Source organism: Piscinibacterium candidicorallinum (assembly GCF_047549485.1).
Classification (GTDB): Bacteria; Pseudomonadota; Gammaproteobacteria; order Burkholderiales; family Burkholderiaceae_C; genus Piscinibacterium; species Piscinibacterium candidicorallinum.
Genome location: NZ_CP180191.1, coordinates 2,309,790 through 2,335,420 on the forward strand (window position 1 = coordinate 2,309,790; position 25,631 = coordinate 2,335,420).

Sequence of the window (25,631 nt, forward strand, 5' to 3'; positions counted from 1 at the left end):
CCTGTCGGTTGCGCGCACCGCATGAACTACTGGGCAACCGACGATGACCCGCACTTCGCTGCGGGTCATTACGTCGAAGACTGGGAGATCGAGCGTCTTGCTGCGCTGAGCGCGCCCGTGCGCGAGCTGCTGCGCATTGAGGCTTCCGCTGGCAACAAGATCACGCACATCTGCGAACGCTTCATCGAGCTCAAAAAACCGCTCGGTCTCCGTGTCGATGCCCTGCCTGAAGGCATCGTGTTCTGGACCCCGCTGCGCGACGCCGAGCCGCGCTTCTGGGATGGCGACGAGTCCGGGGTGGTGCAGTGCCTGGCGAGCCGGACACGGATCCATCCGACGATCTGGAACGTCGAGCCGGAAGACGCTTAGGGCGAGTCGGCACCAGATTGAACAAGCCTTTCCGCTTGTCCCATGCGGCTTTCCAGCCATTTTGGCCTGAAGAGCCGCATCCAGAGCCGATCTCGCTTTCTAGGCGAAGTTGATCCAAGGACGCACTCCGCCCGGCCGACCCGTTCGCGGAACATGCATTAATCGCAATTGCGAATCGTTCGCATTTGAGCTACGCTGCGTGCATGATCATTTGTGTCTGCCACAACGTGAACGAGCGCGCGATCCGCAAGGCGGTGGAGGCGGGGCATGGCTCGTTTGAGGCGATCCAGATGGAGCTAGGCGTGGCCACCTGCTGCGGCTGTTGCGCAGACCATGCGCGCAACCTGGTGAGCGAACTCACCGCCACGGCCTGCGCCTGCCGACCGGTTGCACGCAGCCAGCCGCTCATGCAGATCAGCGAGCCTGCGGCCTGAACCCGCCCTGTGCAGCCGCTCAGCGGAGCGCCGGTATCTGCTGCCGCACAGCTGCGGTCCGCGGCCCGCCCCCTGCCCCTGCCGCCATCCGGTTGTCCGCCTGTGCGCGCACGCACGGCGCTGCTAAGTTCAGCCCACACACCCAGGAATCAAAGGAGCGCAAGGCATGAAGGGCGATCCCACCGTCATCAAGCACCTGAACGCGCAGCTCAAGAACGAGCTGACCGCGATCAACCAGTACTTCCTGCATGCGCGCATGTACAAGCACTGGGGCCTGACCAAGCTCGGCGACCACGAGTATCACGAGTCGATCGAGGAGATGAAGCACGCCGACAAGCTGATCGAGCGCATCTTCATGCTCGACGGCCTGCCCAATCTGCAGTACCTCAACAAGCTCTTGATCGGCGAGACCACACCGGAGGTCCTGGCCTGCGACCTGAAGCTTGAGCAGGGCTCGCAGCTCACGCTCAAGGAGGGCATCGCCTACTGCGAGAGCGTCAAGGACTACATCAGCCGCGAGATTCTGGTGGAGATCCTGGATGACACCGAGGAACACATCGACTGGCTGGAGACGCAGCTCGACCTGATCGAGAAGGTCGGCCTGCCGAACTACCAGCAGTCGATGATGGAGATTCCTTCGGGTGGCTAGGCGGCTGATTGGATCGATGTGCCGCCTTCGCACCTAGCGGACAGCGGCTCCCGGCAAGCCGGGGCAGTCCCCACAGTTCGCGGCGATGCGCTCATCAATGCGCCGCAGCATCTCCTCGAAGAAGGGGTTGCTCGTGGCGCGCAGCACGGTATCCAGATCGGTCACGAGCACGCCGCGCTCGCCGCGTGGCGCGACCACGCCCAGACTCAGGCCGAACTCATTGCGCTGCGTGGGCGCTGAGCCGTAGAGCGAGTCGCTCGGCGGAAACGGCACCGCCACGTGCGACAGCGAGTAGTAGAAGTCCGGGTAGCCCACGCTCAGCGGCCGGGTCTGGGTCTGCGTGCTCGCCGCAGGCGTGAGCAGGGCAAGCGCACGCTCGTCCGAGCTGCCGCCATTCGTGATCACATCCACGGCGTAGGCGCGCGGCGCGGGCGGCAGCATCTTCTCAATGGCGGCATCAGCCCGGTTTCGGATCAATGAAGACAGATCCGGACGGCGATTCAGGTCATAGAGCACCAGCAGATGGCCCGGCCCCTGCAGGCGGCCGAAGAGCTGCGTGACCACCGCGGGCGTGCTCACGGTCGCATCCATCACGGACTGGAAGGCCAGTACGGGCGGCAGACTGGCCGCCCGTTCGCTTGAGCCGAGCCTTGCCTGAACCTGCTGCGTGAGCGCATGGGACTCCACCGCAGCGCGTACCGGAAAGGAGTTGTATTTGAAGGGAATGAACTCCGGCAGATTGCTCAGCCAGGCGGCCTTGGCAAAGGGTGGCAAGTAGGCGGGCAGGCCCGCAAGACCTGCAAAGCGCGCGAAGCCGGACACTCCCACCATGGGCGAGACCAGAATGAGCTGGGCAGGCCGCGGCTGGCCAGCCGCCATGACGACGGGGTCGGTGGCGAGCATGAGCGCCAGGGCGCCGCCGTTGGAAAAGCCCACCACGTGCAGCGGCTTGCCCGGCCCCGCCAGACGCGCGGCTTCGCGCCAGCCCAGCCGCGTGGCGGCCAGCCAGTGTTCGGTATGGGCGCCGATCAAGCCGGCGGGCACTGTGCCGTGCCCCGGCAGGCGAATGGCCACCACGGCAAAGCCGCGCGACTGGTAGTGCCGGCCGATGTGGCGCAGGCTGTAAGGCGAATCGGTCAGACCATGCAGCAACAGCACGGCGCCGCGGATCTCCCCCTCGGGCTTGAGCACGTGGCTGCGGTTCCAGTCGTGCGCAAACGCCAGCGGATGGACGCTGCTGCCGGGGTGGTAGCGGTTCAGGGCGACGGGGATGCGATTGTCCGCAGCGGCGGTGGCAGCGTGGGCCCGCTCGGCCAGCTCGCGCATCAGCTCGGACTCACGCGCCAGATAGGCAGGCCAGTCGGCTGCATCCATCTCGCTGACGCTCAGCTCATCGGGCACCCAGGTGTGCCAGTACTGCAGCTCCGGCGCCAGGCGGGCCTGAACCATGCGGTAGACGAGCACCGTGACCACGGCAGTCAGCAGCACGAGGGCCAGCAGCTTGGCGAAGGACGTCAGACGCGCGATTGGCATGGTGGGGGCGATTCAGGGCGAGCCCGGAGTGTGGCCGAGATCGCGTCCGGCCTCCAGTTCAGGCACGGGTGCATTGTGCGGCGGGGTCACAAAACAAAACCGGCAGGGCCTTGCGGGCCTGCCGGTTCAGTCTTGCAGCGTGGGCGTGCGAAGCCCGTGCCGGATCACTTCACGCGAGCGCGGTATTCAGCGGTGCGGGTGTCGATCTCGATCTTGTCGCCGATTTCCACGAAGGCCGGGACCTGGATCTCGTAGTTGGTGGGCTTGATGCGGGCCGGCTTCATGACCTTGCCCGAGGTGTCGCCCTTGACGGCCGGCTCGGTGTATTCCACTTCACGCACCAGCGCAGTGGGCAGTTCCACCGAAATGGCCTTGCCTTCGTAGAACACCACTTCGGCGGGCATGCCTTCGTCGAGATAGTTCAGGGCGTCGCCCATCATCTCGCCTTCGATCTCGTACTGGTTGTATTCGGCGTCCATCCAGACATACATCGGGTCAGCGAAGTAGCTGTACGTCACTTCCTTGCGGTCCAGCATCAGCACGTCGAACTTTTCGTCGGCCTTGTAGACGGTCTCGGTGCCCGAACCCGTAAGCAGGTTCTTGAGCTTCATCTTCACGACCGCAGCGTTGCGGCCGGACTTGTTGTATTCGGTCTTGAGGACGACCAGCGGGTCCTTGCCGACCATGATGACGTTGCCGGCGCGCAATTCCTGTGCGATTTTCATGATGTGATGGGCCTTCGGGGTGGGGCTGGCGGGCGGATCACCCGGCTCATGTGGATCAGCCAGTGTGGCGCGCGCCTGTTGCAGGCAGATGATTCCCTGGCACATCCAGCCGTGCCCGGCGCCATCCGCAAAACCCGAGAGTTTAGCCGTTCAGCCCACCCACTGCGACAGGCGGGTTCCGAGGTCGGCCTCGGCACGCACCCGACGGGCCACGCGCCGCGCGTGTTCGCTGAGCATGGGCAGCACGTCCAGATAGCGCTGCCACAGGCTGGGAGCGTCCGTGGTGGCCTGAGGCCAGCCCGGGCCGTTCCAGGCCTGATGCACCTGCTGCATAACGGCTGCGGCGTCACGATGCAGGCCGGCACACCACCAGTCGAGCAGCGCCGCCAGCTTTGGGCGGTGCGCGCCATCATCCTGGGCATAGATGTTCCAGATGAAGGGCACAGCGCTCAGAATGGCCTGAACCACGCTGTCCTCACCGCGCACGAATGCGAAGTCCAGCTCGGCCAGACGGCCATCGAACTGCGCCTGATCCATCAGCGGTTCATGAAAAACCGTCACAACGCCGGTGCACGCTGCATTCAGACCGTGCCCGGCGGCCGGAACCCATAGCTCAATGGCCTGGCTGCCCTGCCCCGCCTGCGCGATCCATGCCGCCCAGGGGGCGTAGGGGTAGCAGAAGAGCAAGGCGCGCAGGGGTGCGCCCGCCGGGCGCGGCGCTCGAGCGGCTGAAGCGTCAGGCAGCACAGTGACCCCGGCGCTGCCCGCCCGAAAGCCGGGAATCCAGAAGTGCTTGGACAGGCCATCGGCCTGTGGAGAAGGCAGGCCGTGGCTGCCGGCTACCCAGTCCTCGCAGGAGAAGTATTCGAGGTTCAGCCAGCGCGGCGCGGATTCGCCGGCGGCCCGTTGCGCCGCCATCCGGGCGCGGTAGGCGGCTGGCAGGTCACAGCCAAAGGCTCCGATCACACAGGCCGCGAAGGCGGTGCTCTCCCGCTCGGCGGCGTGCCAAGGAAGCACGTCCAGACCGGTCAAACCCGGCGGCACCAGCGGCGCGATCACCTCCGGCGCATCGATGAAGATCCGCACCGACCAACCAAAGCCGCCGGCCATGCGGCGCGCCAGGCGCAGGCACACGCCCGCATCACCGAGGTTGTCGATGACGCGGCAGAAGATATCCAGGGTGTGCCGGGTGGCGCTCAACGCTCAGCGCTTGGGTTCGGACTGGGCGGGCGCAGCGGCAAGCGGCTGTTCCAGCGGGATCTCCACCACGCGGGTCTTGCCGGACTCACCGGGGAAACCTTCGAAGGCCGCGGTGATCATGGCCGGCATCACGGCCGAGAGCTCGCGGATGCAGCCCTGGCTGACCACCGTGGTCTCGAAAAGGCGCTTGCCGTTGGCGTCGTCGATATTCAGCTTCAGTGTGCGCACGAACACCTCGACGTTGTATTGCCGCTCCGGAAAGCCCCAGGGCCCCCAGTACGGACCCCAGCCCCAGGGGCGGTAATAGCCGCCGTAGAAGAACGGGTCCACCGGCTCGCGCACCTTCACCTCACGCGAGCCGACTTGGGTGGAAAAGCTCACGCGCAGGCCGCCGCCGGACTCCACCCGCTTGTCGATGCCGTAGCGGGCGAGCTGGTCGGCGATCAGGGTCTGGTAGTTCTGAAGCTCGATGCTGGCGCCATCCATGCCGGGGGGCACGGTGAAGCTGAAACTGGTGCTCGGTAGCTTGGCCGGCCAGTTGTGGAAGGCCGTCACATCGCTGCGTACCTTGGGCGGCGCGCTGGCGCAGGCCGCCAGGCCAAACACGACGAGTGCGGCCGCACCCAGGCGAAAGAAGCGCCGCAGGCTGCCGGCGCGCTGGCGAAAGGGCGAAAACATGATGCTCGGCTCCATGTGCAAGACGGTACTGCGCTGTCGGTCGCGGGTGAACGCCGGTCGCCGGGGATCGGCACTGGCGGTGCATCGGCTGCATCGCAGACGATTGGGGATCACTTCCGATCCGACACTGCAGGCGAATGCGGGTTCCCACGCCGGATGCACCCGCGGGCCAGACCTACAATCCCCACCTTCCCTGACCCACGCCCGGCTGGCGCGGGTGCGGGCCCGACCCAGCGACTACGAGTTGCAGTGTAGGACGGGCTCGACCGTGCAAGCTTTCAAGGATCTTCATGCGAACCGATACGCCCGTCACCATCTACCGCAAGGACTACACCCCGCCCGCCTTCCTGGTGGACACCGTAGACATGGGCTTTGATCTCGACGCCAGAAAGACCCTGGTGGCCACGCAGTTCACGGTCCGCCGCAACCCGGCGGCTCGAACTACGGCCCTGGTGCTGCACGGGCGCGAATGCCCGCTGGTGTGGATCGAGGTCAATGGCAAGCGCCTGAAGGAAGGCCGTGACTTCAAGATCGAGGGCGAAGACCTGACGATCGCCGAGATGCCCGACACCGCCACTGTGCGTGTCGTGACCAAGCTGGCGCCGGCCAAGAACAGCAGCCTGATGGGCCTGTACGAAAGCCGTGGCAACTTCTTCACCCAGTGTGAGGCCGAGGGCTTTCGCCGCATCACCTGGTTCCCGGACCGCCCGGACGTGATGGCCAAATACACCGTGATGCTGCGCGCAGACCGCAAGGCACACCCGGTGCTGCTGTCCAACGGCAACCTGATCGAGTCCGGCAAGCTGCCTGGCGGCCGTCACTACGCCAAGTGGGAAGACCCCTTCCCCAAGCCCAGCTACCTGTTCGCACTCGTGGCCGGCAAGCTGGCCGTACTGGAAGACAGCATCAAGACCGCGTCGGGCAAGAAGAAGCTGCTGCAGGTCTATGTGGAAAAGCAGGATCTCAAGCGCGCCCAGTGGGCCATGGACAGTCTGAAGGCCTCGATCCGCTGGGATGAGCAGCGCTTCGGCCTGGAACTCGATCTCGAGCGCTTCATGATCGTCGCCGTGAGCGACTTCAACATGGGCGCCATGGAGAACAAGGGCCTGAACATCTTCAACACCAGCGCCGTGCTGGCCCACAAAGATACGCAAACCGACGACGACTTTGCCCGGGTGGAGGCCGTGGTCGGCCACGAATACTTCCACAACTGGACCGGCAACCGCGTCACCTGCCGCGACTGGTTCCAGCTCACGCTCAAGGAAGGCCTGACCGTCTTCCGTGATCAGGAGTTCTCCGCCGACATGGCCGCGCAGGCGGTTCTGGCGGCCAAGGGTGACGCCCGCGCCGCAGCCAGCGCGCGTGCCGTGCTGCGCATCGGCAACGTAATGGACCTGCGTGCCAGCCAGTTCGTGGAAGACGCCGGCCCCATGGCCCACCCGATCCGCCCGGACAGCTTCCAGGACATCGCCAACTTCTACACCGCCACGGTGTATGAGAAGGGCAGCGAAGTCATCCGCATGCAGCACACCCTGCTGGGCGAAGAGAAGTTCCTCAAGGGCATGGACCTGTATTTCGCGCGCCATGACGGCCAGGCAGTGACCTGCGACGACTTCACCGCCGCCATGCAGGATGCCAGCGGGGTGGACCTGACGCAGTTCCGCCGCTGGTACTCCCAGGCCGGAACGCCGGTGGTCGAGGCGGGTGGCGAATACGACGCCGCGGCCCACACCTACACCCTCACGCTCAAGCAGCACTGCGCCAAGGTGGGCGTGGAGACCCTGCCGGGCGCACCCGAGAAGCTGCCCTTCCACATTCCGTTTGCCGTCGGCCTGATCGGCCCGGACGGACACGACATGCCGCTGCAACTCTCAGGCAGCACCACGGCCGACACGCACACCCACGCCACCACGCTGGTACTGGACTTCCGCGAGGCCGAGCAGCGCTTCACCTTTGTGAACGTGCCGCATGCCCCGCTGCCCAGCCTGCTGCGCGGTTTCTCCGCACCGGTCACCCTCAGCTGGGACGCTTCGGACGAGCAGCTCGCCTTCCAGGTGGCGCACGACAGCGACGCCTTCAACCGCGCCGAGGCCATGCAACGCCTGGGCATGCGCCGCCTGCTCAAGCTCACGCAACGTGCCGCCGCCGGCCAGCCCCTGGAGGCAGATGCAGTTCTGCCCGAGCTGTTCGCCAAGATCCTGGCCGATGACAGTCTGGACGCCGCCTTCAAGACCGAACTGCTGATGCTGCCGCCCGAAGTCATGATCGGTGAGCAGATGGACGAGCTCGATGCCACGGCCATCCGCGCCGCGCGCGTGTTCCTGATCAAGCACATTGCCTCGGCCCTGAAGAAGGACTTGGCGCGTACCTACCGCCAGCTCGCCGGCGGCAAAGCCCGGGCCTACTCGCCCGACCCCGTCAGCGCCGGCCGCCGCGCGCTGACCAACATGGTGCTGGCCTACTGGCTGGACAGCGGAGATGCCGATGCCGTGAAGGCCGCGCTCGCCCAGTACAAGCAGGCCGACAACATGACGGCGCGCCTGGGTGCGCTGGCTGCGCTCGTGAACATCGTGCCCGATGCGGCCGAGAAGCCGCTCGCGGACTTCTACAAGCGCTACGAGGACAACGCGCTGGTGATCGACAAGTGGTTCCGCCTGCAGGCCAGCGCCCGCAGCACGCGAAGCAGGGATGTGCTCAAGCTGGCCCGCCACAAGGCCTTCACGCTCAAGAACCCCAACCGCATGCGCGCCCTGGTCTTCGGCTTTGCCATGAGCAACCCGGCCGGCTTCCACGCCGCCGACGGCAGCGGCTACGCGTTCTGGGCCGACACCATCGAGAAGCTCGACCGCATCAACCCCGAGATCGCCGCCCGCATGGCCCGCCTCATGGACCGCTGGCGCAAGCTCGCACCGGCGCTGCGCGTTCAGGCCGAAGCCGCGCTCAAGCGAGTGGCCCAACTCAAGGGCCTGTCCAAGCCCACGGCCGAGGTGATCGGCAAATCTCTTTCCATCTGAGGCACCCTCGATGCAAAAGCGAACCACCCTCACCCAGCACCTGATCGAAGAACAGCGCGCCAACGGCACCATTCCGGCGGAGCTGCGCCTGCTCATCGAGGTGGTGGCCCGCGCCTGCAAACGAATTGCGGTATCGGTCGGCAAGGGCGCCCTGGGCGACATCCTGGGCGAAGCCGGCAGCGACAACGTCCAGGGCGAGGCGCAGAAGAAGCTCGACGTCATCGCCAATGAGCTGCTGACCGAAGCCAACGAATGGGGTGGCCACCTGGCCGCGATGGCCTCCGAGGAGATGGAAACCATCCACAAGATCCCCAACCGCTACCCCAAGGGGGAATACCTGCTGCTGTTCGATCCGCTGGACGGCTCCTCCAACATCGACGTGAACGTCTCCATCGGCACCATCTTCTCGGTGCTCAAGGCGCCAGCCGACACCACCAACCTGCGCCCGGTGGAAGAAGACGACTTCCTGCAGCCGGGCACGGCACAGGTGGCGGCCGGCTACGCGATCTACGGCCCGCAGACGCAGCTCGTCATCACGGTGGGCAACGGCGTGGACATCTTCACACTGGACCGCGAGCTCGGCTCCTGGGTGCGGACGCAGAGCGACGTGAAGATTCCGGAAGACACCAAGGAATTCGCGATCAACATGAGCAACCGCCGGCACTGGGCCGCGCCGGTCAAGCGCTATGTGGAGGAGTGCGAGGCCGGCAAGACCGGGCCGCGCGGCAAGGACTTCAACATGCGCTGGATCGCCAGCATGGTGGCCGATGTGCACCGCATCCTGAACCGCGGCGGCATCTTCATGTACCCCTGGGACGCCCGCGAGCCTGAAAAGCCGGGCAAGCTGCGCCTGATGTATGAGGCCAACCCGATGGGCTTCATCGTCGAGCAGGCCGGCGGCGCCGCCACCAACGGCCACGAGCGCATCCTCTCCCTGCAGCCGCGCAAGCTGCATGAGCGCGTGAGCGTGGTGCTGGGCAGCAAGAACGAGGTGCTGCGGGTGACGCAGTACCACCAGGATGCGACCGAGACGCCCGCCGCGGCCTGAGGCAAGCCGGCGCCGGGCTTGAGAGCACGCCCGCCGTGGGCCAGCAGCCGGCAGCGCACTGAGTGCCGCCGGCCCAGCGATTTTCAAGCGAATGAAGAAAATACCGCTCATAGCGAGCGGTATTTCTTTATCTGCTTGAAAATAGAATCGGTCGCATTCCGCGTGTGGCAAGCGGATCCCGGCCGATTTGGCGATTTTTTCGATTCCTGACATGCACCGCCGGGCACACTGCCCGGCGATGCCCAGACGCTACTTGCGCAGGGTCTCGTCGATCGGCTTGAGGCCCTTGCAGTCCGTGCCCAGGTAGCGGGACTCCGACTCCATCACCATGTTGACCGGCTTGCCCGCGCGCTGGCCGCTCATGTTCATCTCGGTGCGCGAGCTGTCGCCGCTGAAGGTGGTGCGGCCCTTGCCGCGCATGGTGCCGTCGGGCCGGGTGCAGACGAACTCAAAGTCCACGGCATTGCCGCTGCGGACGAACTTCTCGTTCTTGCATTGATTGTCCGGGTCAGGCAGCGGCTCCTGGCGAGCGGCCATGGCGGCGCTCACGCAGAAGCGCGCGGTGCCGGGGCTGCCCAGCTGCACGCCCTGCTTGCCCATCATCTGCTCCATCTGCTTGCGCTGCTCGGGTGTCATCCTGGCCATCGCCTCCTGCATGCGCTTCTGGGCATCGCCCATCTTGGCGCTCAGATCCTCGCCATTGAGCGTCTGCTTGATGACACGTGTCTCCCAGAGCCCTGCCTTCATCTGGGCCTGCGCCGGTGTCGCCGCAAGGCATGTCGTTGCAAGCGCGGCCCACGCCAATGCGCGCACCATTGCTGGATTCATGGCCTTCTCCCCGTATCTGTGCTGTGTCAGCGATCTGAGTCTGTCGACTGGGTGCTTGCCGTGCGTGCGAGCGTCCAGTGCAGTGCGGCAAGCCGGGCACACTGTAGATCGCGGGCGCGCCGCTGGCGATCCCCTGCGTAAGCCGCCGCGGACTTGCTGGCCGCTGCGGGCCGCCGGGGCGCGCAGCTTGGGCCGGAATCCGGCCGGACTGCGGTTGATATCGGCCCCGCGCCGGGTGGCAGCCGCCTACCCGATCCGGATTCGGCCGGCGGCGAGCTCGTCGCGCAGCTCGGCGTCCGTGAGCGTGCGCGAGGTGCCAGCCTGAGGATTGCCGATCACGAAGCGCTTGCGCATGGGGCTGACCCAGGTCACCCGCCAGGCGCTCCAGCCGCCATTGCCATCAGCCAGCTGGACCTGCGCGTCCAGCACGAAAGGCTCCAGCTGGGCAGCAAGCGCCGCAGGCGAGTCAGCCGGCGGCGGCTCGGGCGCGGGTTCTGGCTCGGCGGCACGAGCAGGTCCATCGGCACCTGTGCCTTGCATGGCCACGAAATGCACGCGCGCGAGTTCGACCATGAAGTCGCTGCGCCCATCATCAGTCCAGCCGGCACGGTCGAAACCCGCGTTCAGCCCCTTGAGCAAACCGTGCAACTCGGCCCGCAACGCCTTGCCGAATACCGCGCTGCCCGGCGGGCGCAGACTCCAGATCAGGGTATCCAGGGTGCGCGCGGCCTCATTCCAGCGGCTGTCGTCAGCCGGGCGCTTCATGTCGGCCGCTGCGAGCACCTTGACCCACTGTGTGTCGATCATGCTGCGCACGAAGGCCGGCACCGTCTTGTCGGCAGTCACTTTCTCGATGTGTGCGCGCGCGACGGCCAGTGCTACCCGCTTGCGCTCCGCACGGTCCTGCTTGGCCACACGCGCGGCAGCGTCGGTCACGCTGCTCAGCGCGTCAGCGCCGGACGCAGCGGGCGCCGGTGTGGCAGATACAACCTCACCGCGGGCGGCGCGCCCGACTCGCTCGACCAGGCTGAGCGTGATCTGGCCGAATTGAGCCGCGTCCATGGAGCGGTTGGCGCTCAGGGTGCTGAGATGGGTCAGCGCGCCACGCACGGGGTCCGCAGGCGCCACAAAGAAGCTGCGATTTCTGAGGGCATAGACCAGCAGCGGCTGCTTGATGGCCTGAATGCCGGCCTGCACGGCGGGCAGCAGGCGCTTGTCCTTGATCAGCAGCTCGAGATTGTTCGAGAGCAACTGCAGCACGTCCGAGTCGTCTTCAGAAAGCGCGGCCGCACCGGTGCTCTTGCAGAGCAGCTCCCAGAGGGTACCGGGGCCGGCCCGACTGGTGACTTCAGGCGCAGGCGCCTCGGCCGCTGCTGCAGCTCGAGACGGCACTGCCGTTGCCGCGGCTGACGCAGGCGCTCCAGCTGGCGCATCATCCAGGGCCATCTCAAGCGTGGGAAAGCTCGATGCGCGGCTCTCGCCGGCCGGTGGCAGACCAAAACGCAGGCCGGGCCGGCTGGCACCCTGGGCCTTCACGGCGCGCTGCAGTTCGGGGTCCGGGGTTGATGTGAGGCTGGCCAGGGTATCGGCTGGCGGCGGGGGGGCCGGGGGCGGCGGCACCGCCACCTCCACGGGAGCCAGCACGCCCAAACCCACCGAGCCGTAGCCAGGTGCAGGCGCGGCCACCTGCTCCAGCGGATGAACAGACTCCAGATAGGCGTTCAGCTTGGCGTAGCAGCTCTGCAAATTGGGGATCAGGCTCTCGCCGTAGTGCCTGAGCAGCGTGGGCGAACCACCCAGCGGCGCGGCGCACTCATCCCAGAATCGCGCCAGGGTGTCCAACATCAGCGAAGGACCGAAGGGGTTCTCGGGCGCGTTGATTTCCACCGTGCCCAGGCTGGCAGAGCGCAGGAACCGCTTGATGCGGTAATTGATCATGTCGATCGCTGCGTCATTGACCACGCTCAGTCGCCGCGAGAAGTCCGTCACGGCGAGGCGACGGTCGAGCTCGTCGTCCGCCAGAAGCTCCATCTGCGCGGCGGTCAGCGGCATGAGCTTGCGTTGGGCGCGGTTGAGCAGCATTTCGCATGCCATGGCCATCCGCGACTGCAGACGGGCGGGGAACTCGGTCTTGAGCTTTTCCTCGGCCGCCCAGTAGAGCTTGGGCGCATCGGTCGACTGCCGAGCGGCCTGCCGCATGACGTGCATGATGGCGTCTTCGGCCTCGGGCGTGACTTCCGGGAGCTTGACGAACTCCATCGCTGCAATCTTGCAGGCGTTGGCGAGCGATTCCCGGATGACGGTGAGCTTGTCGGACACGGATGAGGAGTGGCTGCCGCGCGACACCCTCGATCCGGGGTCGCGCGAGCTTGCGTTTGTTTACGTTTTGACCAAGCCGAATGATGCCCCAGAACGGCGCTCTGGCGCCGCCCGGGCTACCGAGGGAACTCCCGCCCGTTGGGGAGAGCCGCCTCAGCCCGGTGGCGGGGCGTGGGGGCTAGGGCAGCAGCACGGTTGCGCCTGTGGTGGCGCGGCTCTCAAGCTGCGTATGGGCGCGGCCGACTTCGGCCAGCGGGTAGGTGCTGGCCACTTCCAACTTGATCTTTTTGCTCTTGACCATGGCAAAGAGATCGTCGGCTGCCGCCTGCAGCTTCTCAAGGGTGTTGACGTGCGTGCCCAGCGTGGGGCGCGTGAGGAACAACGAGCCCTTGGCCGCCAGGATGCCGATGTTCACGCCATCCACGGGGCCACTGGCGTTGCCGTAGCTCACCACCAGCCCTCGCTGCTGCACGCTGTCGAGGCTGGCCATCCAGGTGTCCTTGCCCACGCTGTCATATACCACAGGGCACTTGGCACCCTTGGTGAGCGCACTCACGCGCTCGGCAATGTTTTCGGTCTTGCTGTTGATGGTCTCCCAAGCGCCGTGAGCTTTGGCGATGGCGGCCTTCTCGGCACTGGACACCGTGCCGATCAGCTTGACCTTCAGGGCCTTGGCCCACTGGCACGCAATCAGCCCCACGCCGCCGGCCGCCGCATGGAACAGGATGGTCTCGCCGCCCTGCAGGCGATAGGTCTGGCGAAACAGATACTGCACCGTCAGGCCCTTGAGCATCGAGGCCGCCGCCTGCTCGTCCGTGACGAACTTGGGCAGCTTGATGACCTGGCTGGCCGGGTGCAGCTTGTAGCCAGCGTAGGCACCGTGCGGCCCCTGGCAGTAGGCCACGCGGTCGCCCACCTTCACGTGGCTCACGCCCTCGCCCACGGCATCGACCACACCGGCGGCCTCGAAGCCCAGTGTCAGCGGCAGGCTGGGCGCGGGATACAGGCCGGTGCGGAAGTAGACGTCGATGAAGTTCAGGCCGATGGCGGTGTTGCGGATGCGGACCTGCCCAGCACCCGGATCACCGACTTCCACGTCTTCATAGCTGAGCTGTTCCACACCGCCATTGGCGTGGATGCGGACGGCCTTGGTGATCACGGATGCCATGTCAGGAATCTCCTTGGAGGGGCTTTTTCAGCGAGAGGATGAACATGCCGGCCAGTACCAGCGCGGTACCCGCCAATTGCAAAAGGGTAATCGGCTCGGAGAGCAACCAGAAGCCCAGGAACAGCGTGGACACCGGACCAATCATCCCGGCCTGCGCCGCATTGCCTGCGCCGATGCGTTCCACCGCCATCATGGTCATCAGGACTGGCACCACCGTGCAAAGGGTGCCGTTGATGAGCGCCAGCACCCAGACCGTCGGGGTCTGTACGACCAAGCTGCCCAGCGGCCGTAGCAGCGCGTACTGTGCAATGCAGGCCAGACTGGCCACGATCATGGCCAGTGCCACCAGCCGCAGGCTGCCCAGGCGCTTCACCAGTTCGCCACTGCCTAGCAGGTACACGGCATACGTGACGGCGCTGGCAAACACCAGCCCGGCGCCCAGCCAGACCACGCGCCCGCCCAAGTGCACGTCGTGCCAGAAGACGAGCACGATGCCCGAGTACGCGACCGCCAGCGAGGTCCATTCCCGGCTGGTGACTCGCCGTTTGAGCAGGGCCACGCTCATCAGCAGGACGATCGACGGTGTCAGGAACAGGATCAGACGCTCCAGGCCGGCACTGATGTACTGCAGGCCCAGGAAGTCCAGCATGCTGGAGACGTAATAGCCAATCAGGCCGAGCCCGGCGAGCTTGAGCCAGTCTGCGCGGGCCAGTTTGGGCGGGCTCGAGGCCGCGCGCATCGACCACCAGGCCATGGCCATGAAAAACGGCAACGCCACCAGCATGCGCAGCGCGATGACAGAGACGGCATCCAGCCCCTCGCGGTACATCAGCTTGGCCACGATGGCCTTGCCGGAGAAGCAGATCGCCCCGACGGCGGCCAGCATCAAGCCGCTCAAGTACTGGGCGCGCGGGCTGGGCGGATTGGCGGGTGGCAGGGCGGACTGCGTCAAATCGGCGATCGGTGCAGGGGCGACAGCTGGGCTTGCTCAGGCCCGAACCGCTGCGCCGTGAAGGGTCTGTGTCCGCATTATGGGCGGCTACCTGACCCCGCCCTACCGCCGCACCGGCCTATCCGCAGGGATCGCCCTGTCGACTGCAGCGTCCAGGCCTGTCGCTGCTCGCACCCACTGCGGGACGAAACATGTCAGTCCTGTTACGAGCTGTTGCACCGCAGCGCGCGCAAAGCGCTGCGAACAGGCGCAGACTCGCCTTTCACGTTCGTGACGTCTTGGCACACGCATTGCTTTGACGCACACGTCGCTCAGTTCAGCCTAAGCTGAATCAGGCGCTGTTCACTGCGAGAAGAACGATCCTTGGGGACGTCATGGAACTGCTCAACAAACTGCTCACCCCCACCCGCGCTGCGCACGAAACCCAGCCCGTGCCCACGCCGGATCAGGCGCTGCGGCCCGCGGCATCGGACAGCAACGCCGCCCTGCACAGCAGCTTCAGCCTCGGCACAGACATCCACATCAAGCTGGCCGATCGTCTGGAGTGCGGCACCGCGCAGATCGATGGGGAAATGGAAGGCGACATGAAGGTGCGCCACCTCGTGGTGGGCCGCAAGGGCAGCGTCAAAGGGGAGGCCAAGTGCATGAATGCCGAGATCCGCGGCCGCTTTGATGGCGAACTGATCGTCCGCGGCAAACTCACCGTCTATGCCACGGCACAGATCAACGGCAAGGTGCGCTTCGGCGAGATCGTGCTCTGGAAGGGGGCCGAGGTGAAGGGCAACGTCAAGCGCATGGTGCGTCCCGGCGACGCCGCCCGCCCGGCGCAGAAGCGCCACGCCTCGCTGTTCCAGCCCACCAGTGCGGTTACGCAGGACACGCTCAACCCGCAGACGATGTCGGAGTATTGAGAGGAGCCGGGATCACCCTGCCCTCCGCATTCCCGAGGCAAGGCGGTCAGCCTCTCACCGGCAAAGACCGAAGCCCGTAAGCCTGCCCCCCGGCAAACAGATACTCGGCCCGCAGCCTTTGCGGGCCTTGTTCATTGGCGTAGGTGTAGCCGATGAGCGCAACGCGTTCCCCGACCTTGGTTTCCGGCACCTGCCAGGCCTGCATGCGGTTCAGCGGCGCGAGTTCCACGGTCCATTCACCGCGCTTGGCCGCAGCCCGGGTCTTGCTCAGGATGGCCGCCGCGTCCACGGCGCGCTCCTGCGCGGGCAGCTTGCGGCTGGCCAGATCGGCCGGCAACGCGGCATTGGCCGGCATCTCGATCACCAACGTGGCATGCGGGTTGACCCAGGTGACCTGCTTGACCACACCTTCCAAATAGATGGGCTGGCTTTCATCGAAGCTGCCCCAGCCGTGGTGCGCCATGGCGCGCGGCAGCAGCAGAGCGGACGTTCCAGCAAACAGGACGTGGCGGCGTTTCATGCGTGAGTCTCGCTGAGGCAAGGGCTGATGATGCTGCCAGTGTGTGGGCGCAGCGGTTGCCCGACCATCCGGAATCTCCCCATCCACTCTGATCACCGGCAGGGCATGCGCGCCCGGCCACCCTTCCAGCCCGACCATTCGGCGCCAAGTTCCGTCCATTGATCGCACGCGCCCGGCCATTCGCCGCGCCGTGGGCCCTGCGCGTCATCGCGGCTCGGTACAGTCGCGGCCATCGTGTTTCGGCACCACCGGGCACGCCCCATCCACAGGGAGTCCACAATGAATCGCAAGACACCGCATGGGCCCGCGCCAGCGCGCCGTGCTGCTCGGCTGGCCATCGCGGCGGGCTCGGCCGCGATGGGCCTGACGCTGCTGGCGGCCTGTAAAGGCCCGCAGCAGACGGACCCGCTTCTGGCCGCCACCACCGCTTGTCGTCTGCCTGACCTGGAGCAGGAAGCGCGCTGCGGCTCGGTCAAGGTCAAGGAAAACCCGGCCAACCCGGGCAGCCGCGAGATCGAGGTCAAGTTCGCCGTGCTGCCAGCCCAGGCCCGCTACAAGGAGCCGGACCCGATCGTGCTGCTTGCCGGCGGCCCGGGCCAGCACGGCCTGAAGATCGCCGCGCCAATGAGCAAGGTCTTCGGCGCCCTGAACCGCAAGCGCGACCTGATCTTCATCGATCAGCGCGGCACCGGCCAGTCCAACGGCCTGGAGTGCCCGATGCGCGAGCTCTATGCCGACATGGACAAGAGCCTCGATCCGCAGGCGCAGATTGCCGTGATCAACCGCTGTCAGCAGACGCTGGCCGCGAACAACGACCTGGCCGGCTATGCCACTCACATCGCGGTGCAGGACTTCGACGCCATCCGCGCCAAGCTCGGCGCCGAGCGCATCAACCTCTGGGGCGGCAGCTACGGAACCCGGGCGGCGATCGAATACACCCGCCAGTTCCCGCAGCGAGTGCGCACCCTGATGCTGGATGGCGTAGCCCCGGCCGACATGCCGCTGCCAGTCTCGATTGCCCGCGACGGCGACGCGATGGTCAGCAACCTGATCGAAGCCTGCGCCAAGGACGCCGCCTGCGCCAAGCGCTACCCGGACTTTGCGCAACGCGTTGACGCCCTGTTCACCCAGCCCACCAGCACCCTGGCGCTGACCGACGCGTATTCCGGTCAGAAGAAGAGCTACACCGTGCCGCGCAACGCCGTGGTCTCCGCGTTGCGCACACCGCTGTACGCGCCCGGTCTGTCCGCCATGCTGCCGCAGGCGGTTGCGCGTGCCGCCGCCGGCGATGGCGACCCGATGCTGGCACTGTCCAACGCCTTGGCCGGTGGCATGGAAGATGAAATGTCCATGGGCATGCACCTGGCTGTGGTCTGTGCCGAGGATCTGCCTCAGCTGAACGACGCCAACATCGCACAAGCCGCCAAGACGCGCTTTGGCACCGCGTTTGTGGAGCAGTACCGCGGCATGTGCAAGGGCTTTCCGCAGCCGCAGATTCCGGCGGCGTACTACGCACCGGTCAAGCACGACCGTCCCACCCTCGTGCTGTCGGGCGGCCTGGATCCCGTCACGCCCCCCGCCGAAGGCAACAAGGTGACTGGCTGGTTCAGCGATGCCCAGCACCTGGTGGCACCCAACATCGGCCACATCGTCAGCGGTCAGCCCTGCGCGAGCAAGCTGATCGAGACCTTTGTGAAGACCGAAGGCAAGGAAAAGCTCGACGGCACATGCCTGGCCAAGCTGCCCCGCCCCACCTTCTATGAGCCGCCACAGCGGCCGAGCGCAGACGCACCCAAAGCCGGCAACGCCCAAGCAGGGAGCACGAAATGATCGAGTCCAAAGACCTCAGCAAGAGCTTCACCACCGGCAAGGGCAAGCAGGCCAAGACGGTGCACGCGGTCAGCCACGCCAGCTTTGTGGCACGCGATGGCCTGATCACTGCCCTGCTCGGGCCGAACGGCGCGGGCAAGACCACCACCATGCGCATGCTCTGCACGCTGGTCGAGCCCTCGGCCGGGCAGGCGCTTGTGGATGGGCTGGATGCCCATAAAGATGCCGTGAAGGTGCGCGCCCGCCTGGGTGTGCTTTCGGACGCGCGCGGCCTCTACACACGGCTGACGGCACGCGAAAACGTGCGCTACTTCGGTGAGCTGCAGGGCATGACGGCGCAAGCCATCGAACACCGCATGGACATCCTGGTGCACCAGCTTGGCCTGCAGTCGATCATCGACCGCCGCACCGAGGGCTTCTCGCAGGGCGAGCGCATGAAGGTGGCGCTGGCGCGCGCGCTGATCCACGACCCGCCCAACCTGATCCTGGACGAGCCCACCAACGGCCTGGACATCATGACCATCCGCCTGCTGCGCGAGCTGTTGAAGAACCTGCGCTCCTCTGGCAAGTGCATCCTGCTGTCCACCCACATCATGCAGGAGGTCGCGGCGCTGGCCGATGAGGTCGTGATCATCAGCGCGGGCACCACGGTGGCGCAGGGCACGGTGGACGAACTGCAGCAGCGCGCAGACGCGGCGGACATGGAAGAAGCCTTTCTCAAACTGGCCTTCCCTGATCAGTATCAGGAACACTTCGCACAGGGAGCGCAGGTATGAGCCTCTCGAAATTCTTCTCCTCGGTGCTGCGCAAGGAGCTGATCGACAGCCTGCGCGACCGCCGCACCATCATGACCGTGCTCACGGTCTCCATCCTGTCCGGGCCGCTGTCGCTGTTCCTGATGGGCGAGTTCATCGGCAGCATTGAGCGCGACGCGGAAAGGCGTGAGGTCTATGTCGCGGGCGCCGACCAGATGCCCGGCCTGATCAACTTCATGCAGCGCCAGGGCCTGACCATCAAGGAGCCGCCGGCGGACTACGAAGCCAAGATCCGCAGCGGCGACTTCCAGCGCGCCGTGGTGCGGCCCGGCCCCAAGTTCGCCGAGAAGCTCACGCACGGCGAGAAGGCGCCCATCGAGGTGGTATTCGAGTCGACCCGCACGAGCGCCGGGCCGTCCATCAGCATCGCCACCGAGGCGGTGCGGGGCTACAACCGCGAGGTGGGCAGCCAGCGCCTGATCGCCCTGGGCATGTCGCCGGGCGTGATGCAGGCCGTGGATCTGGAGCGGATCGACATGGCCACCGCGCAGGCGCGGGGTGCTCAGATCCTGTTCATCGTGCCCTGGGTGGCGCTTCTGGCCTGCATTGGCGGCATGCTGAGCGTGGCCATCGACGTCACGGCCGGCGAACGTGAGCGCGGCTCGCTCGAACCCCTGCTCACCACGCCGGGCGAGCGCAGCGCCATCGTCGCGGGCAAGTGGCTCACGGTCACGCTCTACGGCTGCGCGGTGATCCTGCTCACGGTGGTGGGGATGTGGGTGTCCACGCAGCTGATCCGCAGCGAGGCGCTGGCCTCGATCATGCAGCTCTCCACGCCGCAGGTGTTGATGCTGATCGGCATCCTGATCCCCTTCGCGGGCTTCATCGCCGCGGGGCTCATGCTGGTGTCCACCTTCGGGCGCAGCTTCAAGGAGGCGCAGACCTACGCCAGCTACTTCATGCTGATCTTCAACTTCCTGCCGATCACGAGTCTGTTCATCAAGCAGAAGGACCAGCTCTGGCAACTCTTCGTGCCCGGCCTGGCGCAGCAGTTCACGATGGAGCGCGTGGTGCGCGGTGAGGCGCTGGGCGCACTCGACATCGCCCTGCCCGCCCTGGTGGCGCTGGCCGCAGCGGTGATCTTCATGGCCCTGCAGAAGAACCTGCTGGCTCGGGAGCGGATCATCTTCGGCCGGTCCTGATCTGCTGAATCCACACGGCGCTGCAAGCGCCGGGCGGCAAGCGATGCCACTTCGTCAGGCCCCAGCCCTTGGCTGCGGGCCTGATTAATTTTCAACAATCAATTGAAAAATGATCAGAAAAACGATCTATTTTCAATGTTCAATTGACACTGCCAATCTGCCGCTTTCCGCTGGCAGCATGCGGATCTCCAGCGATCTGAGCGACCGAAATTCGGCGTGCATCTCACGCCGAAAGCCACCCATCAACCCGTCTGCGCATGCAGTTCAAGCGCGTCCAGCTCCGCCGCCGTGAAGCCGGCAGCGCGGCGCGCGTCCAGATTGAACGGCCCCTTGGGCGCCGGCGAGCCGTACTGCTCAAGCAAGGCCCAGAAGGTGGCCACCGGCTCACGGCCCTGCTGTTGGCACAAATGGCGGTACCAGCGGTTTCCGATCTCCACGTGGCCGACCTCGTCACGCATGATCACATCCAGAATCTCCACCGCGCGCGCATCGCCTGCCGCGGCGAGCTTGGCGCGGATCGGCGGGGAGGCATCCAGTCCACGGGCCTCCAGCAGCCGCGGAACCAGGGCCATGCGCGCCAGCGGATCGGCCGCCGTCTTCTGCGCCATGATCCAGAGACCGTCGTGCGCCTCAAAGTCGCCATAGGCCGCGCCCAGGGTCTGCAGGTGCTCGGCCAGCAGGCTGAAGTGCAGGGCCTCTTCGCGCGCGACCTTCAGCCAGTCTCTGTAGAACGCCGCCGGCAGGCCGGGGAAGCGCCAGATCGCGTCCAGCGCCAGGTTGATGGCGTTGAACTCGATATGCGCCAGCGCATGCAGCAGCGCCGCCCGGCCCTGCACGGTGTTGGGTGAGCGCCGCGGCACGCGCGCGGGGTGTACGAGCGCGGGCTTGGCCGGCCGCCCCGGCAACAACGCTATCGGCTTCAACTGCGCCTGCGCATCGAGCACACCGGTGGCGGCAAAGGCTGCATCCAGCGCCTGCACCGCCGCGAGCTTCTCGGCCGGTTGCACGACACACAAAGCATGGAGCGCGGCCGCGCGCAATTCGGCAGGCGCCTGGGGCAGATCGAGGGGCTCGGACGGCATGGGCAAGAGTCTAGGCCCGCTCAGCACTGGCCGATTCGGCAACCGTCGGTGCCAACAAGCCCGCCTCACGCGCCGGGCCATGCATGAAGTCCAGCACCAATTGCGGCATGTACTCGATCAGCGGCGCGGCATCGATGCGCTCGCCGCTGCTGTTGACCAATTGCTCGGGATTCTGGCGGGCCCAATCCTGCAGGGCCTGAGTGACGGCGGCTCCCGGGCGCTGGCCGTCGGCCAGGCGCATGATCTGCGCCTGCAGGGCATCGGGGCGGAAGACCTCATGCGTCAGCGTCGTGACCGTGTCGAGCCCGCACTCAAGCTGCAACCGGCAGCAGCGATCGATCTGCGGGGGATCAGCCGAGGCGTTGCCGCGAAGCGTCTGCGCTGCGCCGAGGACGCGCACTGCACCATCAGCGATCAGCGCCTTCAGATAGGACTCTACCGCCCGCGCATCTTCGGTCTCGACCGCGGTACCGAGCAGCTTGTCCACCGTCACTGCGCCTGGCCAGGCGGCATTGAGGACATCGATCAGGCCGCGCTGCTCTGGCGTGGGTGCGGCTATTGCGTGGTTGGTCAGGCGGCACAGCAGCGCACCCGCCGGCGCCTTGGGGTTGGGATGCGGCATGAACTGACCGACCAGGCCCAGACCCGCAAGCCGATCGGCCAGTGCCGCCGGGCGGCCACGCTCAGGCTGGCGTTCGGCGTGGACCAGCAGCGCGCGGTGAAACTGTTCACCACGAAGGTAGTCGCGCATCTGCAGCACAGCGGCCGTGCCAGCCTCACCCTGCGCGGCCATCAGGGCGCGCGCTGGATCGGACAGGAGCAGGCCATCCACATCAGGTTGAGCGACATCACTGGCATAGCGCAGGCCGGCCGACTCCGCCCTGCGCATGAACTCCGCCAGGTGCAGGGGCCGGTTGTCGCTTTCATAGAACTCGTGCAGCACGTAGCTGGGGTGGGCCTTGAGCAACGCGGGCACCTCGCGCTTGAGCAGCTGGCCCATCGGAGTATCGGGCGGCGTCGCTGCCTGGAAGGTCTGCAGCAGCGTCATGGCGTGGGCCACCTTCTGCGCGCCACTCAGGTGAGACGGCGTGAACTGAAGCAGAAAGTCGCGGATCACGCCGCGCCAGTGCCAGCCGGGCAGCGTGTTGAAACTGATGTAGGCCACGCCCTGCGCTGCGAGGTTCTCGCGGCTGACACGCAGAATCGCTGCCTGCACGGGCGCGGGCACCCACGAGTACACGCCGTGGGTGATGATGTAGTCGAACTGCCCCCAGGCCGGCGTGATCTCTTCGACGCTTGCGGCCACGAATCGCAAGTTGTCCAGCCCCATCTGACCCGCCAGTTGAACGGCCGTCTCGATCTGGCCGGGTGAGTAGTCCACGCCAACCAGTATCCAATCCGGATGCCGTGCCGCCAGTGGCACGAGGTTGCCACCGGTGGCACAGCCGATCTCCAGCACCCTCGCCCCACGCAGGGGCGGCGGCGCCCAACCGGCCCATGCCACCGCACCGGCCAGACGCTGTGGCTGCGTGAACTGGATGGCCCCTGTCGGGTAGGGCACTTCGTCGTAGCTTTCCTTGCTCATGGGCGACCTGCATTCGGTGGGCGCGGGGCTCCCAAGATACGCCGGGCGACCCGAACACCCTTGCCTAAAATTGGCCATGACTGGCGAAGATCTGTGCGTGCGCAGCACCGCCGAACCCCACAAGAAAGCCTCCCCATGCCCATTTATCAGTTCGAGGAGCACCGCCCGGAGATTGCGGACAGTGCCTTCGTGTTCGACAACGCCACCGTGATCGGCAAGGTTCGTCTCGCAGCGGAGTCCAGCGTCTGGTCCGGCGCGGTAATCCGCGGCGACAACGAACTCATCGAGATCGGCGTCGGCAGCAATGTCCAGGAAGGCGCCGTGCTGCACACGGACCCCGGCTTTCCGCTCACCGTGGGCGCAAACGTCACCATCGGGCACCAGGCCATGCTGCATGGCTGCACCGTGGGTGAAGGCAGCCTGATCGGCATTCAGGCGGTGGTGCTCAACGGCGCGAAGATAGGCCGCAACTGTCTGGTGGGGGCCGGTGCGCTCGTCACCGAAGGCAAGGAGTTCCCGGATGGCTCTCTGATCATCGGCAGCCCCGCCAAGGTCGTACGACCGCTCAGCGAGCTGGACATTGCCAAGATGCACGGCAATGCCGCCAACTACGTCGCGCGCGCGCAGCGCTTCAAGACGGGGCTCACCCGGCTGGACGCTGGCGATGAGTGATCAGGTTCTGAAGTTTCTGATGGCCGATGGCGCAGTCCGCATCGAAGCCGTCTCGCTCACGAGTACCTGGCAAGAACTGAACCGGCACCGCAGCTTGCCGCCGGCCGTCAACGCGATGCTGGGCGAGCTGGTGGCCGCCAGTACGCTGCTGGCAGCCACGCTCAAGTTCAACGGCTCGCTCGTGCTGCAGATCCAGGGTGACGGCCCGGTGCGTCTGGCGGTGGTCGAGTGTGCCGCGGGCTTTGGTGTGCGGGCGGCGATCAAGCTGAGCCCGGAGGCGGCTGTGCCGGAGCACGCGAGTTTTCGCGATCTCGTGAACGCCAGCGGCCAGGGCCGCTTCGTGATCGTGCTGGACCCCAAAGACAAGCTGCCCGGTCAGCAGGCCTACACCGGCATCGTGCCGCTGGTGGGGAACACTCTCGCAGAAAGTCTGGACTACTACTTCGCCAGCAGCGAACAGCTGCCTACGCTTGTGCATCTGGCCGCCAACGAAACCTGTGCCGCGGGCCTGCTCGTTCAGCGCATGCCCGCCGAAGGCGGCAAGGAAGTCACGGACATCGACGCCTGGGACCGCGCCCGCCATCTGGCCGCGACTATCAAGCGCGAGGAACTGCTCGGCCTGCCAGCGCAGGAAGTGGTGCGTCGCCTGTTCTGGGAGGAGCCACTGGCCGTGAAGGCCGAGCAGCCGGTGCGATTCTCATGCACCTGCTCACGCGAGAAGGTGGCGGGCGTGCTGCGCATGCTGGGCGCCGCGGAGATTGAGTCGATCCTCGCGGAGCAAGGCAAGGTCAGCGTGAACTGCGAGTACTGCGACACACGCTACGAGTTTGATGCTGTCGATGCCGCGCTTGCCGTACGCGGCAGCCCGGACGCCGAACCCGGCGGCGCAGTCCACTAACGCACACCGGCACGCACAAGCGACGGTCAGCACGAATCGGGCGCGCCGCTGGTCTGCGCATTGCTTGCTGCCCGTGCGCGAGCGTAAGTGGCCTGTAAAGGCTGCACGCAAGACTGTGGTGTTTGCGCTCGTAATCTGCCTTTATTCGCGTGATGGGCTTGCCGCGCGCCTGAGTACTGTTTCAAAATCGTCAACATCCCTCTGGAGGGGGCGTATGCGCACCGCCGAACATCGGGGTGGCAGGTCAGGGGAACGGATGTCAGGTCTGTACGACTTCTTGGTCCGCATCAATCTCGTATCGGGCTTTCAGGGTAAGGCATTCCTGTTGGTGCTGGTCGTGTGTGCCGTCCCTGCAGCGCTCGTTTGGCTGGCGCTGGCCATCTGGCCCAGCATGTCCGCCTTGAGTTTGGGCGTGGTTGCCATCCTGGGCTCGGTCATCGCCATCGCCGTGGGCCTGTGGGCGGTGCACAGCATGCTCAAGCTGGTGCTCGCCACCGCCAACACCCTGCAGCGCTTCGTCACCTTCGGCGAACACATTCCCCTGCCCCGGCACTATCACGACGAAATCGGCCTGCTGGCGCGCGAGGTCGACAGCATCGTGGCCGACCTGAAGAAGCGCCGCGACCAGCTCCGGGCCGACGGCAGCTTTGACGAACTCACCGAACTCCCCAACCGCCGCAGCGCCCTGCGCAAGCTTCAGAACGAACTGGCCGACCGGCGCGACCACCTGCCGGGCACGGCGCTTGTCGTGGCCATCATCGACATGGACAACTTCAAGCGCATCAACATCGCGCACGGCCACAACTTTGGCGACCGCGTGATCAAACATGCTGCCGTGGCCCTGAGCGAGCGTCTGCGCGAGGGCGATTTTCTCGCCCGCTTCGAGGGCGAGCAGTTCATTGCGATCGCCCGCATGATCCCGGACCGCGCCCAGGCGGTCGTCGAGCGCGTCAGCCGGCCGATCCCGTTCTCCGAGCTGCCCGCGCCGATCACGGTGTCTGCCGGATTCAGGATCTGCGCGCAGGATGACCCGCTGGAACAGGTGCTGCGCCGCTGTGAGGAAATGCTGGCCCGTGCGAAGGCAGGCGGGAAGAACCGAGTGATGGGTGACGCCGTCGATCAGCGCGCGTCACTGCAGTTCAGCCTGACGGCCCCGGCCTTGCCGGCTGCCAACCAGGGCACACCGGCGAAGACCGCCGGCACAGGCGCGGGCTCATAGCCACCCTTCAGCGCGCGCGTCGGCGCTGCATCGACCGCTC

Annotated in this window: 23 protein-coding genes; 12 read left to right on the plus strand and 11 right to left on the minus strand. The window is 66.2% G+C overall.

Features of this window, described 5'->3' with window-relative positions; all coding sequences use genetic code 11:
- Positions 1-21: 21 nt before the first annotated feature.
- The 3 genes from ACMDW7_RS10460 (at position 22) to bfr (ending at position 1,452) form a co-directional block, all read left to right on the plus strand.
- Positions 22-369 carry a hypothetical protein gene (locus tag ACMDW7_RS10460; RefSeq protein WP_377300836.1) on the plus strand — a complete coding sequence of 116 codons (348 nt, stop codon included), beginning with the start codon at positions 22-24 and terminating at the stop codon, positions 367-369.
- 203 nt (positions 370-572) lie between these two features.
- On the plus strand, positions 573-803 hold the full coding sequence (locus tag ACMDW7_RS10465; RefSeq protein WP_377300834.1) for a bacterioferritin-associated ferredoxin: 231 nt from the start codon (positions 573-575) through the stop codon (positions 801-803).
- Positions 804-969: 166 nt separating this feature from the next.
- Complete coding sequence (bfr, locus tag ACMDW7_RS10470; RefSeq protein ID WP_377300832.1) at positions 970-1,452, plus strand: bacterioferritin; 483 nt, start codon at positions 970-972, stop codon at positions 1,450-1,452.
- Positions 1,453-1,485: 33 nt separating this feature from the next.
- Here bfr and ACMDW7_RS10475 read toward each other — a convergent pair whose 3' ends face one another.
- From ACMDW7_RS10475 to ACMDW7_RS10490, 4 genes are all read right to left on the minus strand, one after another.
- Positions 1,486-2,985, minus strand: a complete 1,500-nt coding sequence (locus ACMDW7_RS10475) for an alpha/beta hydrolase (RefSeq protein ID WP_377300830.1) — start codon at positions 2,983-2,985, stop codon at positions 1,486-1,488.
- Between the two features lie 164 nt (positions 2,986-3,149).
- Positions 3,150-3,710: an elongation factor P gene (efp, locus tag ACMDW7_RS10480; protein WP_377300828.1), complete on the minus strand. Its 561-nt coding sequence runs from the start codon at positions 3,708-3,710 to the stop codon at positions 3,150-3,152.
- Positions 3,711-3,860: 150 nt separating this feature from the next.
- Positions 3,861-4,910 carry an elongation factor P maturation arginine rhamnosyltransferase EarP gene (earP, locus tag ACMDW7_RS10485; protein WP_377300826.1) on the minus strand — a complete coding sequence of 350 codons (1,050 nt, stop codon included), beginning with the start codon at positions 4,908-4,910 and terminating at the stop codon, positions 3,861-3,863.
- 3 nt (positions 4,911-4,913) lie between these two features.
- The gene (locus ACMDW7_RS10490) at positions 4,914-5,588 is read right to left on the minus strand and encodes a DUF4136 domain-containing protein (protein ID WP_377300824.1); all 675 of its coding nucleotides are present in this window, start codon (positions 5,586-5,588) and stop codon (positions 4,914-4,916) included.
- A gap of 290 nt (positions 5,589-5,878) precedes the next feature.
- On the opposite strand from ACMDW7_RS10490, the gene pepN reads away from it, so the two are divergent.
- Both pepN and ACMDW7_RS10500 read left to right on the plus strand, forming a co-directional pair.
- Entirely contained in the window at positions 5,879-8,602 is a 2,724-nt protein-coding gene (pepN, locus tag ACMDW7_RS10495) for an aminopeptidase N (protein WP_377300822.1), read from the plus strand.
- Between the two features lie 10 nt (positions 8,603-8,612).
- The gene (locus ACMDW7_RS10500; RefSeq protein ID WP_377300820.1) at positions 8,613-9,650 is read left to right on the plus strand and encodes a class 1 fructose-bisphosphatase; all 1,038 of its coding nucleotides are present in this window, start codon (positions 8,613-8,615) and stop codon (positions 9,648-9,650) included.
- A gap of 249 nt (positions 9,651-9,899) precedes the next feature.
- Here ACMDW7_RS10500 and ACMDW7_RS10505 read toward each other — a convergent pair whose 3' ends face one another.
- The 4 genes from ACMDW7_RS10505 to ACMDW7_RS10520 all read right to left on the minus strand — a co-directional run bounded on the left by ACMDW7_RS10505 (position 9,900) and on the right by ACMDW7_RS10520 (position 14,851).
- Complete coding sequence (locus ACMDW7_RS10505; protein ID WP_377300818.1) at positions 9,900-10,478, minus strand: DUF3617 family protein; 579 nt, start codon at positions 10,476-10,478, stop codon at positions 9,900-9,902.
- A gap of 246 nt (positions 10,479-10,724) precedes the next feature.
- Positions 10,725-12,797 (minus strand): DUF1631 family protein, encoded by a 2,073-nt coding sequence (locus ACMDW7_RS10510; protein ID WP_377300816.1) that lies wholly within the window; start codon positions 12,795-12,797, stop codon positions 10,725-10,727.
- A 178-nt stretch (positions 12,798-12,975) separates the two neighbouring features.
- A complete protein-coding gene (locus tag ACMDW7_RS10515) occupies positions 12,976-13,965 on the minus strand; it encodes a quinone oxidoreductase family protein (protein ID WP_377300814.1) in 990 nt (329 codons plus the stop codon).
- A 1-nt stretch (position 13,966) separates the two neighbouring features.
- On the minus strand, positions 13,967-14,851 hold the full coding sequence (locus ACMDW7_RS10520; RefSeq protein WP_377302513.1) for a DMT family transporter: 885 nt from the start codon (positions 14,849-14,851) through the stop codon (positions 13,967-13,969).
- 440 nt (positions 14,852-15,291) lie between these two features.
- Here ACMDW7_RS10520 and ACMDW7_RS10525 point away from each other — a divergent pair, with 440 nt between their 5' ends.
- Positions 15,292-15,828 carry a bactofilin family protein gene (locus tag ACMDW7_RS10525; protein WP_377300812.1) on the plus strand — a complete coding sequence of 179 codons (537 nt, stop codon included), beginning with the start codon at positions 15,292-15,294 and terminating at the stop codon, positions 15,826-15,828.
- 46 nt (positions 15,829-15,874) lie between these two features.
- On the opposite strand, the gene ACMDW7_RS10530 is transcribed toward ACMDW7_RS10525, so the two are convergent.
- Positions 15,875-16,348, minus strand: a complete 474-nt coding sequence (locus ACMDW7_RS10530) for a DUF6152 family protein (RefSeq protein WP_377300810.1) — start codon at positions 16,346-16,348, stop codon at positions 15,875-15,877.
- Between the two features lie 279 nt (positions 16,349-16,627).
- On the opposite strand from ACMDW7_RS10530, the gene ACMDW7_RS10535 reads away from it, so the two are divergent.
- Genes ACMDW7_RS10535 through ACMDW7_RS10545 form a run of 3 tightly spaced genes read left to right on the plus strand, consistent with a single transcriptional unit; the run spans position 16,628 to position 20,135 of the window.
- Positions 16,628-18,178 carry an alpha/beta hydrolase gene (locus ACMDW7_RS10535; RefSeq protein ID WP_377300808.1) on the plus strand — a complete coding sequence of 517 codons (1,551 nt, stop codon included), beginning with the start codon at positions 16,628-16,630 and terminating at the stop codon, positions 18,176-18,178.
- Positions 18,175-18,954, plus strand: coding sequence for an ATP-binding cassette domain-containing protein (locus ACMDW7_RS10540; protein WP_377300806.1), 780 nt, complete (start codon positions 18,175-18,177; stop codon positions 18,952-18,954). The genes ACMDW7_RS10535 and ACMDW7_RS10540 overlap by 4 nt, the downstream gene beginning before the upstream one ends.
- A complete protein-coding gene (locus ACMDW7_RS10545; RefSeq protein ID WP_377300804.1) occupies positions 18,951-20,135 on the plus strand; it encodes an ABC transporter permease in 1,185 nt (394 codons plus the stop codon). The genes ACMDW7_RS10540 and ACMDW7_RS10545 overlap by 4 nt, the downstream gene beginning before the upstream one ends.
- A gap of 242 nt (positions 20,136-20,377) precedes the next feature.
- Here ACMDW7_RS10545 and ACMDW7_RS10550 read toward each other — a convergent pair whose 3' ends face one another.
- On the minus strand, positions 20,378-21,217 hold the full coding sequence (locus ACMDW7_RS10550; protein WP_377300802.1) for a ferritin-like domain-containing protein: 840 nt from the start codon (positions 21,215-21,217) through the stop codon (positions 20,378-20,380).
- 10 nt (positions 21,218-21,227) lie between these two features.
- Positions 21,228-22,802 carry a methyltransferase domain-containing protein gene (locus ACMDW7_RS10555; RefSeq protein WP_377300800.1) on the minus strand — a complete coding sequence of 525 codons (1,575 nt, stop codon included), beginning with the start codon at positions 22,800-22,802 and terminating at the stop codon, positions 21,228-21,230.
- Between the two features lie 135 nt (positions 22,803-22,937).
- Here ACMDW7_RS10555 and ACMDW7_RS10560 point away from each other — a divergent pair, with 135 nt between their 5' ends.
- The 3 genes from ACMDW7_RS10560 to ACMDW7_RS10570 all read left to right on the plus strand — a co-directional run bounded on the left by ACMDW7_RS10560 (position 22,938) and on the right by ACMDW7_RS10570 (position 25,591).
- Positions 22,938-23,474, plus strand: a complete 537-nt coding sequence (locus ACMDW7_RS10560) for a gamma carbonic anhydrase family protein (protein ID WP_377300798.1) — start codon at positions 22,938-22,940, stop codon at positions 23,472-23,474.
- Complete coding sequence (hslO, locus tag ACMDW7_RS10565) at positions 23,467-24,372, plus strand: Hsp33 family molecular chaperone HslO (RefSeq protein WP_377300796.1); 906 nt, start codon at positions 23,467-23,469, stop codon at positions 24,370-24,372. The genes ACMDW7_RS10560 and hslO overlap by 8 nt, the downstream gene beginning before the upstream one ends.
- A 256-nt stretch (positions 24,373-24,628) precedes the next feature.
- Entirely contained in the window at positions 24,629-25,591 is a 963-nt protein-coding gene (locus tag ACMDW7_RS10570) for a GGDEF domain-containing protein (protein ID WP_377300794.1), read from the plus strand.
- Positions 25,592-25,631 lie beyond the last annotated feature (40 nt).

What these genes read in the sequence shown, in the direction of transcription:
- ACMDW7_RS10460 (WP_377300836.1), top strand. Translation starts at nt 22, where the DNA reads ATGAACTACTGGGCAACCGACGATGACCCGCACTTCGCTGCGGGTCAT.
- ACMDW7_RS10465 (WP_377300834.1), top strand. Translation starts at nt 573, where the DNA reads ATGATCATTTGTGTCTGCCACAACGTGAACGAGCGCGCGATCCGCAAG.
- bfr (WP_377300832.1), top strand. Translation starts at nt 970, where the DNA reads ATGAAGGGCGATCCCACCGTCATCAAGCACCTGAACGCGCAGCTCAAG.
- ACMDW7_RS10475 (WP_377300830.1), bottom strand. Translation starts at nt 2,985, where the DNA reads ATGCCAATCGCGCGTCTGACGTCCTTCGCCAAGCTGCTGGCCCTCGTG.
- efp (WP_377300828.1), bottom strand. Translation starts at nt 3,710, where the DNA reads ATGAAAATCGCACAGGAATTGCGCGCCGGCAACGTCATCATGGTCGGC.
- ACMDW7_RS10490 (WP_377300824.1), bottom strand. Translation starts at nt 5,588, where the DNA reads ATGTTTTCGCCCTTTCGCCAGCGCGCCGGCAGCCTGCGGCGCTTCTTT.
- pepN (WP_377300822.1), top strand. Translation starts at nt 5,879, where the DNA reads ATGCGAACCGATACGCCCGTCACCATCTACCGCAAGGACTACACCCCG.
- ACMDW7_RS10500 (WP_377300820.1), top strand. Translation starts at nt 8,613, where the DNA reads ATGCAAAAGCGAACCACCCTCACCCAGCACCTGATCGAAGAACAGCGC.
- ACMDW7_RS10505 (WP_377300818.1), bottom strand. Translation starts at nt 10,478, where the DNA reads ATGAATCCAGCAATGGTGCGCGCATTGGCGTGGGCCGCGCTTGCAACG.
- ACMDW7_RS10515 (WP_377300814.1), bottom strand. Translation starts at nt 13,965, where the DNA reads ATGGCATCCGTGATCACCAAGGCCGTCCGCATCCACGCCAATGGCGGT.
- ACMDW7_RS10520 (WP_377302513.1), bottom strand. Translation starts at nt 14,851, where the DNA reads ATGCTGGCCGCCGTCGGGGCGATCTGCTTCTCCGGCAAGGCCATCGTG.
- ACMDW7_RS10525 (WP_377300812.1), top strand. Translation starts at nt 15,292, where the DNA reads ATGGAACTGCTCAACAAACTGCTCACCCCCACCCGCGCTGCGCACGAA.
- ACMDW7_RS10530 (WP_377300810.1), bottom strand. Translation starts at nt 16,348, where the DNA reads ATGAAACGCCGCCACGTCCTGTTTGCTGGAACGTCCGCTCTGCTGCTG.
- ACMDW7_RS10535 (WP_377300808.1), top strand. Translation starts at nt 16,628, where the DNA reads ATGAATCGCAAGACACCGCATGGGCCCGCGCCAGCGCGCCGTGCTGCT.
- ACMDW7_RS10540 (WP_377300806.1), top strand. Translation starts at nt 18,175, where the DNA reads ATGATCGAGTCCAAAGACCTCAGCAAGAGCTTCACCACCGGCAAGGGC.
- ACMDW7_RS10545 (WP_377300804.1), top strand. Translation starts at nt 18,951, where the DNA reads ATGAGCCTCTCGAAATTCTTCTCCTCGGTGCTGCGCAAGGAGCTGATC.
- ACMDW7_RS10550 (WP_377300802.1), bottom strand. Translation starts at nt 21,217, where the DNA reads ATGCCGTCCGAGCCCCTCGATCTGCCCCAGGCGCCTGCCGAATTGCGC.
- ACMDW7_RS10555 (WP_377300800.1), bottom strand. Translation starts at nt 22,802, where the DNA reads ATGAGCAAGGAAAGCTACGACGAAGTGCCCTACCCGACAGGGGCCATC.
- ACMDW7_RS10560 (WP_377300798.1), top strand. Translation starts at nt 22,938, where the DNA reads ATGCCCATTTATCAGTTCGAGGAGCACCGCCCGGAGATTGCGGACAGT.
- hslO (WP_377300796.1), top strand. Translation starts at nt 23,467, where the DNA reads ATGAGTGATCAGGTTCTGAAGTTTCTGATGGCCGATGGCGCAGTCCGC.
- ACMDW7_RS10570 (WP_377300794.1), top strand. Translation starts at nt 24,629, where the DNA reads ATGTCAGGTCTGTACGACTTCTTGGTCCGCATCAATCTCGTATCGGGC.